The following is a 15787-nucleotide window of genomic DNA, read 5'->3' as shown; positions in this document are numbered from 1 at the left end:
GTGGGTCAGACGCGCGAAAGGTCGACGGCGCGGTCGACCTTCGGCCGGTCGAGCACTCGCAGGATGCCTTCCAGCAGGTAGTAGTCGGCGTAGGGGAGCGACACCTCGATGCCGTCCTCGGCCGGCCGGTTGCGGGTGCAGCGCGCGACGCTCGCCTCGGCCCGGGTGGACTTCGTCGTCAGGCACGTCTGCGAGACCGCCGACAGGATCCGCAGCGCGCTGTCCCGGTACTGCGAGCGGTGCGTGATCTCCGCGAGGTCGAGCAGGCCGCAGGCCATGATCACCCCGGCGGAGGCATCCTTGACGTCGTTCGGCGCCTGCGGGGCGAGGTAGTCCCACACCGGCACGTGGTCGGACGTCAGGTGCGCCAGCGCGAAGTCCGCGAGTTTCCCGGCGGTGGCCAGGAACTCCTTGTCGCCGGTGCGGCGGTAGATGGTCGTGAACCCGTAGACACCCCAGGCCTGCCCGCGCGACCAGCACGACGTGGGGCTGTAGCCCTGCACGGTGTTCGGCCCGATCGGCGCGCCGGTGACGGGGTCGAAGTCGAAGACGTGCGGGGTCGACCCGTCCGGGCGGACGAAGTTCTTCTGCGCGGTCTTCGCGTGCGCGACGGCGATTTCGAGGTACTGCGGGTCCCCGGTCTGCTTGCTCGCGAACGCCAGCAGGTCGAGGTTCATCATCGTGTCCATGATGACGCGGCCCGCGTCCTTCGGATCGGTCAGCGAACCCCAGGCGCGGATGAACTTCCCGGCCGGGTTGTAGCGCTTGATCAGCGACGCGGCGGCCTGCACGGCGCCCGCCCGCCACTTGTCGTCCCCGGTGAGCCGCCACGCGGTGACCCACGACGGGTAGAAGAGGAAACCGAGGTCGTGCGTACCGGTGTCGTTCTGCCGCGGCGCGAGTTTCTCCGCGGACGCCAGCGCGAGGGTCTTGAATTGTTCGTCGCCGCTGTGCAGCCAGGCCAGCCACAACTGGCCGGGCCAGAATCCGCCGACCCAGTCACCGTTTTGCGAATAGGTCCATTTCTCGAACTTCGTACCGACCGGAAACGCGGTGACGCTCGGCGCGACGGCCCGCAGCTTGGCTACCGCGTAGTCGGCCGCTTGGCGGAGCGTCCGGGTGACGGATGCCTGGTCGAAGGTGGTCGAAGTGCTTGCCGCCGCGGCGGCGGAGGTACTGGCGCTCGCCACCACCGCGGCACCGGCCGCGGTGGTCAGCAGGGTTCTCCGGGAAACGCTCACAGGTGCCCGCCATTCCGTATGGGGAAATGCTCCAGGTGCCCGGAAGTTTTCCACAATCGTCACGACGTTGTACAGCGGGCGGACAATAGTTCATGAATGTGAATGATGGACCGGTGAGTGGGATATTCGAGGTTTGGCGAGAGGAGACGGCGGCAAGTCGACAGGTGGCGTTTGAGGCCGACGGTTTCGGACGGCTGGGTGCGCACGTCCGTCTTCCCTGTGGTAGGGGCTGCTACCGCGGCGAACGTCGACGTCTTCGCCCTCGAGGTCGAAGCGTGCGGGCCGGAATTCGCGGGCGTCGTCTTGGTCGGTTAGGACTCGGACAATGAATTACGTGGCATGGTGGGGCTCGCCACCGATATCGATGCCGGACGACGCGCAGATGTCCTGGCGTCGGGATCGCGACCTTTGCCGCTGAGGCGGAACGCATCGTGCTGACGATGACCGGCAGTCTCGGCATCGGCCATACGCCCCTCGCTGACGAAAGCTCTGGTCGATCTCGATGTGGACGACGCTGCCTCTGGCGAAACCCTTTGACAGCCAGGATATCCGTGAAAAGGGCGAAGGCCCGGCGGGGGAACGCCGGGCCTTCGCTTTTCTCGCGGGGGTGAGGGCAGTCAACCACGCGAAACTCGGGGCTCGATCGAGCCGCGGGTCAGCACAGGGGTGCGACCGGGTTGTCGGAGCCCGTCTGCAGGTACGTGTCCGACACGTAGTTGTTCGGGCCGATGCGGTCCCAGATCGTGCTGGTGCCGAACGTGCCGGTGACGCTGTCGCCCAGGACGTAGCACTCGATGTTCACCTTGGCGTAGTTCGCCGCGAGGCCCTTGATCGCCGCCGAGGTGCTCGCGTTCGCGCGGACGTTCATCGGGTCGCCCGCGGTCTTCACCGTTCCGGTCGGGCCGGTGCCGGTCCACAGGTACGTCACGTTCACGTAGCCGTTGTCCGACATGCCGAGGCCGTCCCAGAACACGCCGTCGGCGAGGTCGATGCCCGCCGGGTTCTGCACCGTGCGGCCGGAGTCGTCCTTCTTGCCGTTGTAGCCCTGCAGGTACGCCGCCTGCGCTTCGGGCGTGCCCTGCGGCAGGTCCTTGAACTCCGAACGGACCGACGCCGGGTTCCAGTAGTCGTCGCGCTCGTTCCACGGGCCGATCTCCCACACCGGCGCGTACTCGCACTTGCTGCCGTCGGTGCGGCACACCTTCGCGGTGTAGTTGCCGGTGCCCTTGGGGGACACGGACTTCCCAGACGGGAACGAGACGAAGTGGTCGTGGCTGGTGATGACGTGGCCGTTGGCGGTGGTGCCGCCGACGAGGCCTTCGCGGGTCCCGTAGACCTTGTACGTCGACGCGGCCGTGGCGGCCAGCGCGTTCACCTGCGGGGCGCTGTCGGCGCTCAGCGCGACGCCGCGGACGGACGGGCGGACGCCGTCGGTGTCGCTGTGCAGGCCGATGCGCACCTGGACGGAGCTCACGCTGCTCTTGAACGCCGTCCCGGCGGGCGTCCACTCGGTCCAGTCGTCCGCGCCGATCTGGCCGCGGACGTCGACCTCGACCTCGGTGCCCTTGGGCGTGTCGGCGGACAGCTGCGCGCTGACGCGGTTCGCCGGGGCGCTCAAGGCGTGCTCGGCGGTGATGAGGCTGCCTTCACTGCCGGCGAACACCCGCGCGGTTCTGTGCCACGCGGCGTCGGCCAGGGTCAGTGTTCCCCCTGCCCCGGTCACGTTGACGTCGTCGCTGTCCACAGTGGACAGGTTGGCATTCCAGGTGCCGCTGGTGGTCGCGGCCTGGGCGGGGGCTCCGGCCAGCGCCGTCACCGCCCCGGCGGCCAGGACCGCCGCGGTCACGCGGCCGGCTTTCTTGATCCGGATCATCCCCGGTTCTCCTCTCGCATGCGTTCACTCGAACGTGGCGAAAGACTGACCGGGGCGCGTACATGATCCGTACAAGCATCAAGCCGAAACGATGTGCGGCGGCTCCTCCACCGAGGTCACGGGCTCGGGCGGCCGCGACGAAAGCTCCCGCCAGATCGCCAGCGCCCGCTCCGAATAGTCCCGGGACCGCTCCGGCTGCGCCAACGCCCGGTGCAGCTCGCCGAGCAGCTGCGAGACCTCCGCCTCCGACCGCCGGTCGCCGTTGCGCCGGTGCACCGAAAGCGAGTTCACCAGCAGCAGCTGCGCGTGCGCGAAGTCGCCGCTGTGCAGGCACAGCTCGCCGAGGTTCTGGTTCGCGTACCCGACGCAGTGGTCGTCGCCCAGTTCCGTGAAGATCGCGATCGCCTGGTCGACGTGCTCGCGGGCCGCCGCCAGGTTGCCCTGGTGCTGGAACAGCAACCCCAGTCGCTTGAACGCGTGCGCCTCGCGGTGCCGGTCGCCGATCGCCGCCGACAGCTCCAGCGCGTCGGTGAACCAGCGCTTCGCCGCCGCGTAGCAGCCGCGCGACATCCACACCGCGCCGGCGCCGAGGCGGGCCACGGCTTCCCCGTTGGGGTCGTCCGTCTCCGCGAACAGCTTCAGCGCCTCGTGGCAGTGGTCGAGCGCGCGGTCGTCGTCGCCCTCGATGCGCAGGATCGTGGCCAGCCCGGTCAGCGCGATGCCGACTCCCTGCGCGTCGCCGACCTGCTCGAACAGCGCCCTCGACTCGTCGAACGCCACCTGCGACCGGGCGTATTCGTCCTGGTAGAGCAGGTACTGGCCGAGATTGCGCTGGACGATCGCCTCCGCGCGCAGCGACCCGGTCCGGCGGGCCGCGGCCAGCGCGATCGTGTGGGTGCTGTGCCAGTCGTCCTGGTGCCCGCGCAGGTCGAAGTACGGCGTCAGCGCCGATGCCAGCTGCCAGGCCAGGTCGTCGAAGCCGTGCTCGGCAGCCAGCGAGACCGCCGCGACGCTGGTGTGGCGCTCGGCCGCGAACCACGCCGCCGGGTCGTCGGGCAGCACGTCGGCGGGCACCGCCGGGCGCGGCAGCTCGTCGTCGCAGTACATGCCGAAGAAGTGCAGCGGCATCCGTCGCGCGGCTTCCAGAGCCAGCGCGAGATAACCGGAAAGGACCCGCCGAAGCGCGGCACGCGTCTTCGCCGCGTCACTCTGCTCCGCCAGTTCCACCGCGTACACGCGCAAGAGATCGTGCAGGCGGTACCGGGGCTGCCCGGCGGAATCCGAGCCGACGAGCTCGACGAGGTGGCCGTCGACCAGCACGTCGAGGACATCCTCGGCTTCGCGCCGGCCCAGCACGGCCGCGACCGCCCACGCCGGGAACTGGACCGGCCCGAGCAGGCCGAGCCCGCGGAACGCCGTTGCCGCCGACATCGGCAGCAGGTCGTAGGAGAGCGTCACGCTCGCGCGGACGGCGAGGTCGCCGACGCGCAGCTCGTCGAGCCGGCGGTGCTCGTCGCGCAGCCGGTCGGCCAGCAGCCGCAGCGTCCAGCCCGGCCGGTTCGTCAGCTTCGCGCCGGCCACCCGGATCGCCAGCGGCAGGTGCCCGCACTGGCGCAGGATCGCCGCGGCGCTCTCCGGCTCGGCGGCCACCCGCTCGGCGCCGACGATGCCTTCCAGCAGCCGCGCGCCTTCGTCCTCGGGCAGCAGGTCGACGTCGACCGGCGTCGCCCCGGGAAGTCCGGGCAGCCGGAGCCGGCTGGTCACCAGCACCGCGCACGCGCCCGCACCGGGCAGCAGCGGGCGGACCTGGGCGGCGCTGCCGGCGTCGTCGAGCACGACGCACATCCGCCGCCCGGCCAGCCGCGAGCGCAGCAGCGCCGAGCGTTCGGCCGGCTCGCGCGGCAGGCCGGCGTCCGGGATGCCGAGCGCGCGCAGCAGTTCCGCGAGCACACCCATCGGCGCCCGCGGCGACGACGACGTGCCGGCCAGGTCGACGTGCAGCTGGCCGTCGGGGAAGTCCTCGCGGACGGCGTGTGCGACCCGGACGGCGACCGCCGACTTCCCGACGCCGGGGGCACCGGAGAGCACGACCACCGCGGGCGTGCCCGAGTCCGCGCGCTCGCGCATCAGGCCGGCGACCTCGCGGAGCACGTCGTCGCGGCCGGTGAAGTCCGGCAGGTCGAGCGGCAGCTGGCAGACCGGGACGAAGTCCGCCGGACGCCCGGCGGGCACGCTTTCGGTCACCAGCGTCGCGCGCAGCTCCCGCAGCCGCGCGCCCGGCTCGGCGCCGAGCTCCTCGCGCAGCACGCGTTCGGCCGATTCGTACGCCTCGACGGCGTCCGCGGTCCGGCCGGCGGCGCGTAGCGCGACGATCAGCTGCGCCCACAGCTCTTCGCGCAGCGGGTGCTCGGTGACCAGGCCGCGCAGTTCGGCGACGGCTTCGCCGCACCGGCCGAGGTCGATCCGCGCGCGCAGGCGCTGCTCCTGCACCGACAGGCGGAGCTCGGCGAGACGGGCGACGCTCGCGCCCCAGCTGTGGTCGTGGGGGAGTCCTTCGAGGACTTCGCCGCGCCACAGCGCGTCGGCCCGGTCGAGCAGCTTGAGAGCGCTCTCCGCGTCGGCACGATCGAACGCTTCCTGCGCTTCCCCGGCCAAGGCCGTGAACGCGAGGTGGTCCAGCTCGTCCGGCGACGCGGTCAGCAGGTAGCCCGAGGCCCGGCTGCTGATCCGTTCGCCGAGGCCGGGGTCGATCTCGGCGAACCGTCTGCGCAGCGAATGGACGTACGTGCGGATGTTCGCCGCCGCCGACCGCGGGGCCGAATCCGGCCACAGCACCTCGACCAGGACGTCGGCGGACACGACGACGTTCGGCTGCAGCGCCAGCGCGGCCAGCAGCAGCCGGGGCTTCGGCCCGCCGAGCGCGACCACCTGCCCGGCGGCGGTGACCTCCAGCGGACCGAGGACGCGGATCTTAAGCGAGGTGGCCTCAACCTGCCCGATGAGTTCCCCCATGAGCCGGATGCTATGACCCGTTCGACCCCGGGGATAGATCCATTCGGAGTGTCCGTGCCTTTGTACGAGTCGTGTACGAGCCGGAGTCACGCTCCCGCCATGAAGCCTTCGAACCTCCGGCGGATGGCCGGACTGGGAGTCGTCCTCGCGACGGTCGGCGCGCTGGCGGTGGGTGGCGCGCTCGACGCGTCGGCCGCGGCGACCGGCACCGTCAAGACCGCGGGCGACCCGCTGAACGTCCGCCGGGCGCCCACCGCGGGTGCCACGGCCGTCAAGACCGTCGCCACCGGCGCGTCCGTGACCATCGACTGCCAAATCACCGGTTCGTCGGTGACCGGGACCTACGGCACCAGCACGTTGTGGGACTACGTGCCCGCGCTCGGCGGGTACATCTCGGACACCTACGTCTACACCGGTTCCGACCAGCGGATCGCGCCCGACTGCGGGGTCGGCTCGGGCAGCGGCCAGTGCGCCGACGCCTGCGCGGGGGAGGGGCAGTACCGCTCGTCCGACTCGCACTTCCTGGTCTACGACACGGACGCCGACGGCTATTCGGCCGTCGTCGCGTACTGGCTCAAGGGCGGCGCCGGGCCGTTCTACGTCTGGAACTCCGGTGGCGAGGGCACGAAGGTCGACAAGGCCGTCAGCGTCCCGCACGGCGGCTGGGTCTTCTACAAGGTCTGCGTCGCCAACTACACGACCGCCAAGCCGGACCTGAAGTCCTGCAGCGACGGCATCACCGACTTCGCGGCCTGACCGCGTCCCCCTTCCCCCGAAAGGCAATCCGACATGGTTCAGGTCAACCGGCGCAAGGTGCTCCTCGGCGGGCTCGCCGCCGTCACCGCGACCGCGGCGTCGGCCGCGCTGCCGTCCTGGGCGAACGCCCGCACCACGGCCGCCGCCCCCACCATCCACGACCCCTTCCAGCTCGGCGTCGCCTCCGGCGATCCGCTTCCCGACAGCGTGGTGCTCTGGACGAGACTCGCGCCGGCGCCGCTCAACGCCGACGGGTACGGCGGCATGCCGGACGCCACCTACGCGGTCGACTGGGAGATCGCGAACGACGAGGCGTTCTCCTCGATCGTGCAGACCGGTTCGGTGAACGCGGTCCGCGCGGCCGCGCACAGCGTCCACATCGAACCGGTGGGGCTGCAGCCGGCGCGCGAGTACTTCTACCGCTTCAAGAGCTCCGGCTACATCTCCCCGGTCGGCCGCACGCGCACCGCGCCCGCCGCCGGGGCCGCGGTCAACCAGCTCAAGTACTGCTTCACCTCCTGCCAGCACTGGGAGGAGGGCTACTACCACGCGTACAAGGGCGTCGTCGCCGACGACCCGGACCTGGTGCTGTTCCTCGGCGACTACATCTACGAGAAGAAGTCGGGCCGCGCCGCGGCGGAGCGCAACCCGCGCAGCCTCGCCGTCGCCGACGACGCGACCACGTTGGCCCTGTACCGCGCCCGCCACGGCCAGCACAAGACCGACGCGGACCTGCAGGCCGCGCACGCGATCGCGCCGTGGATCGTCGTCTTCGACGACCACGAGGTCATGAACAACTGGAACGGGACGACTTCGCCGGCGCCGGCCGCGCGCAAGGCCGCCGGGTTCCAGGCGTTCTACGAGCACACCCCGATCCGCTCCACCGCGAAGCCGAACGGCGCGTCGATCCAGCTGTACCGCCAGCTCATGTGGGGCAACCTGGCGCGGTTCCACATGCTCGACACGCGTCAGTACCGCAACGCCCAGGTGGCCGACCCGTCCGGGTCGACCGGCCCGGCCTGCACCGACATGCGCAACACCTCGCGCAGCATCCTGGGCAGCACCGAGGAGGCGTGGCTGCTCAAGCAGTTCGAGTCGCACCCGGCCACCTGGGACTTCCTCGGCCAGCAGGTCTTCTTCGCCACGCGCGACGGCGACGGCAACAAGGCCACCTGCGAGAGCCCCGACTCCTGGCAGGGCTACGAGGCTTCGCGCGACCGGATCGCGAAGGGCTGGGTCGACCGGAAGGTCGCCAACCCGGTCGTGCTCACCGGCGACGTCCACCGGCACTGGGCCGCCGACCTGCGGCTCGACTACTTCGACCACAGCGACCCGCTCATCGGCTCGGAGCTGGTCACGACGTCGGTGACGAGCAACAGCGACGACGCCGCGGCGCCCAGCGCGGCCTGGCTCGCGAACAACCCGCACATCAAGTACTGCAAGGGCGAGCGCGGCTACGTCCGCGTCACGACCACGCCGTCGCAGATGCGAGCCGATTTCATGACCACGTCCGACACCAGCGTCTACGACCCGGCGTCGGTCGTCATCAAGAACGACATCAGCTACGTAGTGCAAGCAGGCAAGCCTGGCCTGCAGAAAGCCTGACGCGGAGCGCTACGCTGCGTGATGTGACCGAAGAACTGGGCCTGCGGGAGCGCAAGAAGCTCCGCACGCGGGCGGCGATCTCGACGGCGGCCATCGCGCTCTTCCTCGAGCGCGGGTTCGACGCCGTCGGGGTCGCCGAAGTGGCGCGCGTCGCCGAGGTGTCCAAGCGGACCCTCTTCGCCTACTTCCCGACGAAGGAGGACCTGGTCCTGCACCGGTTCGCCGACCACGAGACCGACGCGGCCGACGTCGTCCGCGCCCGGCGTCCCGGGCAGGGCGCGCTGGCGGCCCTGCGGGAGGCGTTCCTGCGGGGGCTTTCCGAGCGGTCGCCCGTGACGGGCCTGTGCGACGAGCCCGCGGTGCTCGCGGTGTTCCGGCTGGTCACCGGCACGCCGGCGCTGGTGGCGCGGCTGGCGGAGTTCACGTCCGCGGGGGAGTCGGCGCTGGCCGCCGCTCTGGGGGAGGCCGGCGTCCCGCCGCTCGACGCCGGGCTGGCCGCCGCGCAGATCGCGGCCGTCCGCCGGACCCTCGCGACGGCCAACATGGACGCGGTCGCGGCCGGCGTCCCGGCGGACCGGCGGCACCCGGAGGCGGCCGCGGCCGCCGAACGGGCGTTCCACCTGCTGGCGTCCGGAGTAGGGTTCCCGTGAACCGTCCGGATCATGACGGATTCATGGTCCGGACCATGACGGATGCACGTTTTCCCCGGGCTCTTCGAAGGTAGACTGCGATTCCTGTGCGGACATCGGTGTCAGCTCCCCGGTGTCCCCGGCGCTTTCCGGCACCACCGAACACCGGGGGACCCGCGTCCGACTGGGGGTGTCGCGGGTCCCCCGGGCCTCACGGGGAATGGGCTTTCCCCGCTTTCCCAGCGATCTTGACACTCCGCTCGCGGCACTCGTAGGCTGAGTGCTCCGCCGTCTTGCCTCACTTTCTCCGAATCACGACAAGGCGGTTCACGGTGAAAAGATTCTTGCTGATCTCCGGCGCGGTCGCGGCATTGGTGGTGGCCGGTGCGGGAGTGTCCGCCGCCGCACCCGGCGGCGTTTACGACGTCAAGGACTACGGCGCCAAGGGCAACGGGTCCACCAACGATTCCGGCGCCATCGACAAGGCGATCACGGCGGCCAACGCCGCGGGCGGCGGCACCGTCCGGTTCACTTCGGGGAACTACAAGTCGGCCAACACCGTCCACCTGAAGAGCAACGTGACGATCCAGCTCGACGCGGGGTCGACGATCACCGGGTCGAGTGCGGACAGTTACGACAAGCCCGAGTCGAACCCGAACGACGACTACCAGGACTACGGCCACAGCCACTTCCACAACGCGATGTTCTACGGCGACAAGCTCACGAACATCGGGTTCACCGGCGCCGGCACGATCGACGGCGGCGGCAACCTCATCACCGGCAACCCGAAGTCCGGCGAGGCCGACAAGATCCTGTCGCTCACCCGCTGTGACGGGCTCACGCTGTCCGGGATCAAGCTGCGCCGCGGCGGCCACTTCGCGGCGCTGATCAACGGCTGCACGAACGTCGTCTCGGACAAGCTGACGATCGACACGTCGAGCGACCGCGACGGCTGGAACATCATCAGCACGACCAACGTCAAGATCACCGATGTGACCATCGCGGCGAACGACGACGCACTCGTGTTCAAGAGCGACTACGCGCTCGGCGCGAAACTGCCGAACGGGAACGTCACGGTGAACAACGCGAAACTGTCGGCGGTCTGCTGCAACGCGCTGATGTTCGGTTCCGAGACGTGCGGTGACTTCACCGGTTACCAGTTCTCGGACATCACGATCACCGGCGCGCACAAATCCGGCATCGGGATCGTTTCGATGGACGGCGCGAAGATCTCTGACGTTCATTACCGCAACATCACGATGTCGGGCACGTACTCGCCGATCATGATGAAGATCGGCACGCGCAAGCGGTGCGGCAACAAGCCGGGCGTCGGCTCGATCAGCGGGATCACGTTCGACAACATCACCGGAACGCACACGGGCACCAACTTCAGCCCGACGATCTGGGGCGCGGACAGCACCCACCGCGTCTCCGACGTCACGTTCACCGGCGTCCACCTGAACGTCCCCGGCGGCAACGGCACGGCGGGCACGGGCGTCCCGAGCAACGATTCGACGGACTACAACCCGAAGAGCATCGGCACGCGCCCGTCGTACGGCTGGTACCTGCACTACGCGGCGGGTGTGAAGTTCGTCGACAGCTCGGTGGAGTTCGCCAAGGACGACGGCCGTCCGGCGAGCATCGTGAACAACAGCTCGGACATCACGTTCGACCACTTCACGGCGGAGAAGGGCTCGAAGAGCCCGTTCGACATCGGCTTCCAGACGGTGACGGGCTACTGCGTGAAGAACTCGGCGACAACGTCGGGCTCAGCCCTGCGGCTGAACGCTTCCGGCTCGACTTCGACCTGCTGACCAGCGTCCCGGGGCCCCTTCCCGCGAGCGGGAAGGGGCCCCACGCGTGTCGGGAGAGGCATCACGCGTGATTGAAGCGGCATCACTCGTGATCAGAGGGGCATGACGCGTGATGCCCGCCCAGTCACGCGTGATGCCTCCCCAGTCACGCGTGATGCCTCCTCGATCACGCGTGATGCCTCTTTCCGCACGGACGAAGGGGCCCGGCCGGTTGGCCGGGGCCCCTTCTGCGGCGCGCCTCGAGGTCAGTGCGAATACTGTTCGTTCATGATCAGGAACGCGCCCAGGCCGTGGAAGTCGTTCGTCTTGCGGGCGCGGGCGTAGTAGTACGACAGGTCGCCGACGTTCGTGCCCTCGCAGATGTCGGTGATGTTCGTCAGGCCGTCCGACCCGACCGAGACCTTCTTGAGGACACCGGCGTACCCGCGGTCCGCCACCGCCTGGTACGACGCCGGCAGGTAGCCGCGCTGGACGCCGCGGGCCATCGTGAACGTGTACATCGACGACGCCGACGTCTCCAGCCAGTTCTTCGAGTCCCCGCCGCGGTCGACGACCTGGTACCAGCGGCCGGTCGAGGCGTCCTGGTAGCGCTGGTAGCCCGCCGCCAGGAACTGGACGATCTCGATCAGCGCGGGCCGCCGCGGGTGGTTGGCCGGGAGCACCTCGAGGATGTCGATGGCCGCCATGCCGAACCAGCCGATCGCGCGTGCCCAGTGGTACTTCGAGTGGTGCCCGGTGCCGGACGACCACGACTCGGAGCCGTCCTCGTCGTACGCGTGGTACAGCAGGCCCTTCGCCGGTTCGCGCAGGTGGCTGAAGTAGACGACCAGGTTCTTCGCCGACTCCTCGAAGCAGTAGCCGCCGTCGGCGAACGCCGCGCCGTACAGCGCGAGGAACGGCTGGGCCATGTAGACGCCGTCGCCCCACAGCTGGCCGACCTTGCTCGTCGCGTGGAACATGCCGCCGTCGGACGTGCGCGGGTAGGCCGGGAACCGCTTGCGCAGCTGGTCGGCCGCCGTCTTGTACTTCTTGCGGCCCGTCTCCGCGTACAGCAGCGGCAGCATCTGGCACGAGCGCATCGAGTCGAGGTTGGTGAAGCTGTTGGAGATCCCGCTGTCGGTGATGAAGCGGTCGTACCACGCGACGATGTAGTCGAGGTACTTCTGCTCGCCGGTGCGCTTGTAGAAGAGGTACTGGCCGTAGAGGTACAGCCCGAGGGTGTAGCCCCAGCCGCCGATCTTCGCCGGCGTGTAGCGCTTCATCGTCGAGTCGATGACCGCGCGGGACCAGTCCGCCGGTGCCGCCGCACCGCCGATCGGGGGGAGCCGGTCCGCCGCGCGCGCGATGGGCCCTGCCGCGGCGAGGGCGCCCAGTGCGCCCAGGGAGCCGGCCAGGACCGCGCGCCGGGTCGGGCGAAGGGGGTGCTCGGACATTCGTTGTCCTTTCGTGCACGGGCCCCGGTGGTGCGGGCAGTACCGGGGCAGGGCACGGTCGGGGACGCGTGCCCCGCCCCGGAATGGGTGGCCGGGATGCCGATCCGCCGTCCGTCGGCATCCCGACCAGCTCTGGGGGGGCGCGGCGTGCTGCCCGTGTCGCCGGAGCGGTGGGGGAGAGTGAAAGCGCTCTCGGGGAGAACATTTACCCGCCTCCGGGAGGTCGAGTCAAGAGAGATCGGATCTCTCGTGTCATATATCAGATATTTAACCCGGTTGGCCGCAGTCAGGATGTACCGGCCGCTGGGACGTCGCGAAAAGGTCGGATCTCAGTATTGACCGTGGCCGGAAGTCAGGAGTACACCACCGAGTGGACCAGACCACTTGGAGGTCACTGATGTCAGCCAAGTTCCTGCGGCGGGTACTCGCCGCTTGTGCGTCGATGCTGGTGGTCGCCGGGCTCGTCGCCGCGCCCGCGTCGGCGGACTTGCAGAAGCCGTCCCAGCAATGGCTGCGCGACAGCCAGGCGGGCCTGTTCCTGCACTGGGGCATGCGCACGTCGCCCGGCTACACCAGTTGCAGCGCCTGGGAAAAGGCGATCACCGACGGCGGGTGGAATCCCGCCTACTGGGTCACCGAAGCGAAGAAGCTGCACGCGTCGTACCTCGTGCTCGCGTCGTTCCACAGCCGGCTCGGCTACTCGCGCGCCTGGCCGTCGAAGATTCCCGGCAGCTGTACCACGAAGCGGGACTTCCTCGGCGAGCTGATCGCCGCGGCGAAACCCCAGGGGCTCAAGGTCATCCTCTACATGACCAACGACGCGCAGTGGCACGACGAGGGCGGCCACGAGTGGCTCGACTCCGCCGGCTACTCGAAGTACAAGGGCAAGACCGTGAACCTCGACAGCCAGGACGGCTTCGGCCAGTTCAGCTACGACAACTTCTTCGAGGTCATGAAGAACTACCCGGACCTCGGCGGGTTCTGGATCGACAACGACAACGCGTACTGGGAGTCGCACGACCTGTACCAGCAGATCTACCAGCAGCGGCCGGACTACTTGCTGAGCAACAACAACGAAGACACGCCGATCATGGACACGATCAGCAACGAGCAGAAGACCGGCATGTCCCCGTCGTACGACTACCCGCAGGCGACGTACACGGCGATGCCGCGGCTCACGGAGGCGTGCTTCAAGCTGCCCGACACCGGCTCGTGGTGGTACGGCGGGTCGAACTCGGCGGTCAACAAGGCGCTGAACATCGGACGTCTGGTGACGAACTCGGGTTCGTCGATCAAGTCGCTGATGGCCGAGACGGCGATGGTGAACGGCAAGTTCCCGTCGAACCAGGAGGCGTTCAACAACTTCGCGAACACGTACCTGAGCGCGATCTGGGAGTCGCTGGGCGGCACGCAGGGCGCGGGGTACATGTACGGCGGCATGCAGCCGGGCTTCTGGAACGACGGCGCGCACGGCGTCATCACCATCAAGGGCGACACGCAGTACGTGCACGTCCTGACCAAGCCGTCGGGCGGCACCCTGAAGATCCGCGACAACGGCTACCGCGTCCGCGGCGTCACGAACCTCCGCACCGGCGCGGCGATCGCGTTCACCCAGGGCAGCGGCAGCCTGACGCTGTCGGGGCTGTCCGGATGGGACACGTACGACACGGTGTTCAAGGTCGAGACGGCCGGCCGCACCGGCACGTACGACCCGAAGACGGTGACGCTCAAGGCGAGCGCGTCCGCGAGCGGCCACAGTGGGCAGTCGGCGAGCGACGGCGACTACCTGACGTACTTCGACAACAACAAGACCCTCCCGGTGAACCTCGACTACGACCTCGGCTCGGTGAAGAAGGTCCAGTACCTCGGCGTCAACCAGCGGGAGGACTCGGTCAGCTACGCCCGTTCGGACACGGAACAGTCGGCGCGCATCAAGGCGTACCAGGTGTTCGTGTCGAGCGACGGCAAGAACTGGGGCAGCGCGGTGAAGTCCGGAACCCTTCCGAGTCACCGGGGAGTCCAGTTCGTCGACCTGTCGGCGGTGACGTCGAGGTACGTCCGCTTGCAGGTGACGAGCACGTACGCGGCATCGAGCGACAGCACGCGCTACAAGCGGCTCCGCATCGACGAGACGTGGCTGGGCTCGGACTACGCGACGGCGGCGGGCTGAGCCAGCAGGTCCAGGGTCAGCGCCGCGGTCCAGCCGAACGAGCGGGCGCCGTGTCCCGCGCCGGTCAGCGGGTCCACGTACTCCGCGAAGTCCGTGCGTGCGGCCGTCGAGACGAGGTCGTCGCGCAGGCGCTCGGCCAGGGCGTGCTCGCCGTGGCGCACCAGTCCCTGGCGGACCAGCCAGCCGACGTTGGCCCACGACGGGCCGCGCCAGTAGCGGCCCGCGTCGAAGTCCGGCGCCGTCAGGTCGTGGCTCGGGACGCCGTGGACGCGCCCGAGGCGGAACCGCGGCCCGGTGGCCGTCGCCAGCAGGGCCGGGGCGACGGCCAGGTCCGGCAGCAGTAGCGGCAGCAGGCCCGCGCACGTGTGTGCGCGGGTCAGCGCGCCGGTCCGGACGTCGCGGGCGAAGAAGAAGCCGTTGTCCCACAGTGTTTCCTGCAACGCCTTCTCGACGCGCGCCGCGGATTCGCGGTGGGTGGCGGCGGCCGCGGGCAGGCCCAGCACGTCGGCGATTTCGGCCAGCGCCAGGTCGGCGTCGGCCAGGATCGCGTTGAAGCCGGGATCTTCGACGACGAACTCGCCGAAGCCTTCGTAGCCGCGGTCCCGGTAGTCGGCCGCGAGCCGGACGTACCGGCCGTAGTCCTCGTCGCTCGGCCGGTCGGCGGCGTCACCGTGCTGCAGGTCGCGGCGGACGAACCCGTTCGTCGGCGTCACGCGGGAGAGCGGGCCGTCCCAGGCCGGGCTGTTGTCCATCCCGGACTCCCACGGGTGCACGATCGCGGCGAGCCCGCGCCCGCCGGCGTCCCGCGAAACCCGCAGGTACTCGTGCCAGGCCCGCAGCTTCGGGTACAGCGTCGCGAGGAACGTGCGGTCGGGTTCGGCCTCGTGCACGGCCAGCACCGCCCGTGCGTGCACCGGCGGCTGGACCAGCCCCGACGTCCGCCGCGCGCGCCAGAATTCCGGGCCCGGGAAGTACGCCTCCGGCGGGGTGTCGGGGTTGAAGAGGATGTGCGGGACGCGGCCGTCGCGCCACTGCGCGGAGAACAGCGTCAGCAGCTCGCGCCGCGCTCGCGCGGGTGACAGGTGCCGCAGGCCGATCGCGATGAACGCCGAGTCCCAGCTCCACTGGTGCGGGTAGAGCGAGCGCGAGGGCACGGTCGACGAGCCGAGCCAGTTGCCGTCCAGGACAGCCGCGGCACGCCCCCATGTTACGTCCATGTGTCCAATCTATCTCCGACTTGTGTATTGTCAATGG

At 69.7% G+C, this 15787-nt stretch carries 10 protein-coding genes; 5 read left to right on the top strand and 5 right to left on the bottom strand.

Annotation, left to right across the window (positions count from 1 at the left end; translation table 11 throughout):
• Positions 1–5: 5 nt before the first annotated feature.
• The 3 genes from ACZ7PG_RS45145 to ACZ7PG_RS45135 form a co-directional block, all read right to left on the bottom strand.
• Positions 6–1241 (bottom strand): glycoside hydrolase family protein, encoded by a 1236-nt coding sequence (locus ACZ7PG_RS45145; protein ID WP_470245362.1) that lies wholly within the window; start codon positions 1239–1241, stop codon positions 6–8.
• Positions 1242–1896: 655 nt separating this feature from the next.
• Positions 1897–3114 carry a hypothetical protein gene (locus ACZ7PG_RS45140; RefSeq protein ID WP_470245361.1) on the bottom strand — a complete coding sequence of 406 codons (1218 nt, stop codon included), beginning with the start codon at positions 3112–3114 and terminating at the stop codon, positions 1897–1899.
• A 78-nt stretch (positions 3115–3192) separates the two neighbouring features.
• Positions 3193–6126 (bottom strand): AfsR/SARP family transcriptional regulator, encoded by a 2934-nt coding sequence (locus tag ACZ7PG_RS45135; RefSeq protein WP_470245360.1) that lies wholly within the window; start codon positions 6124–6126, stop codon positions 3193–3195.
• 99 nt (positions 6127–6225) lie between these two features.
• On the opposite strand from ACZ7PG_RS45135, the gene ACZ7PG_RS45130 reads away from it, so the two are divergent.
• The 4 genes from ACZ7PG_RS45130 (at position 6226) to ACZ7PG_RS45115 (ending at position 10930) form a co-directional block, all read left to right on the top strand.
• Positions 6226–6882, top strand: a complete 657-nt coding sequence (locus tag ACZ7PG_RS45130) for an SH3 domain-containing protein (protein ID WP_470245359.1) — start codon at positions 6226–6228, stop codon at positions 6880–6882.
• A gap of 33 nt (positions 6883–6915) precedes the next feature.
• Entirely contained in the window at positions 6916–8487 is a 1572-nt protein-coding gene (locus ACZ7PG_RS45125) for an alkaline phosphatase D family protein (protein WP_470245358.1), read from the top strand.
• A gap of 23 nt (positions 8488–8510) precedes the next feature.
• Positions 8511–9137 carry a TetR family transcriptional regulator gene (locus tag ACZ7PG_RS45120; RefSeq protein ID WP_470245357.1) on the top strand — a complete coding sequence of 209 codons (627 nt, stop codon included), beginning with the start codon at positions 8511–8513 and terminating at the stop codon, positions 9135–9137.
• Positions 9138–9448: 311 nt separating this feature from the next.
• Positions 9449–10930 carry a glycoside hydrolase family 28 protein gene (locus tag ACZ7PG_RS45115; RefSeq protein ID WP_470245356.1) on the top strand — a complete coding sequence of 494 codons (1482 nt, stop codon included), beginning with the start codon at positions 9449–9451 and terminating at the stop codon, positions 10928–10930.
• Positions 10931–11175: 245 nt separating this feature from the next.
• On the opposite strand, the gene ACZ7PG_RS45110 is transcribed toward ACZ7PG_RS45115, so the two are convergent.
• Positions 11176–12363 carry a glycoside hydrolase family 88/105 protein gene (locus tag ACZ7PG_RS45110; protein ID WP_470245355.1) on the bottom strand — a complete coding sequence of 396 codons (1188 nt, stop codon included), beginning with the start codon at positions 12361–12363 and terminating at the stop codon, positions 11176–11178.
• 397 nt (positions 12364–12760) lie between these two features.
• Between ACZ7PG_RS45110 and ACZ7PG_RS45105 the strand changes: the two genes are divergently transcribed.
• A complete protein-coding gene (locus ACZ7PG_RS45105) occupies positions 12761–14533 on the top strand; it encodes an alpha-L-fucosidase (RefSeq protein ID WP_470245354.1) in 1773 nt (590 codons plus the stop codon).
• Here the strand turns inward: ACZ7PG_RS45105 and ACZ7PG_RS45100 are convergent.
• Positions 14512–15750 carry an amylo-alpha-1,6-glucosidase gene (locus ACZ7PG_RS45100; RefSeq protein ID WP_470245353.1) on the bottom strand — a complete coding sequence of 413 codons (1239 nt, stop codon included), beginning with the start codon at positions 15748–15750 and terminating at the stop codon, positions 14512–14514. The genes ACZ7PG_RS45105 and ACZ7PG_RS45100 overlap by 22 nt on opposite strands.
• Positions 15751–15787 lie beyond the last annotated feature (37 nt).

The sequence above is a fragment of the Amycolatopsis sp. NPDC114504 genome (assembly GCF_055633595.1).
This window is presented reverse-complemented; position numbering and strand designations above follow the sequence as displayed.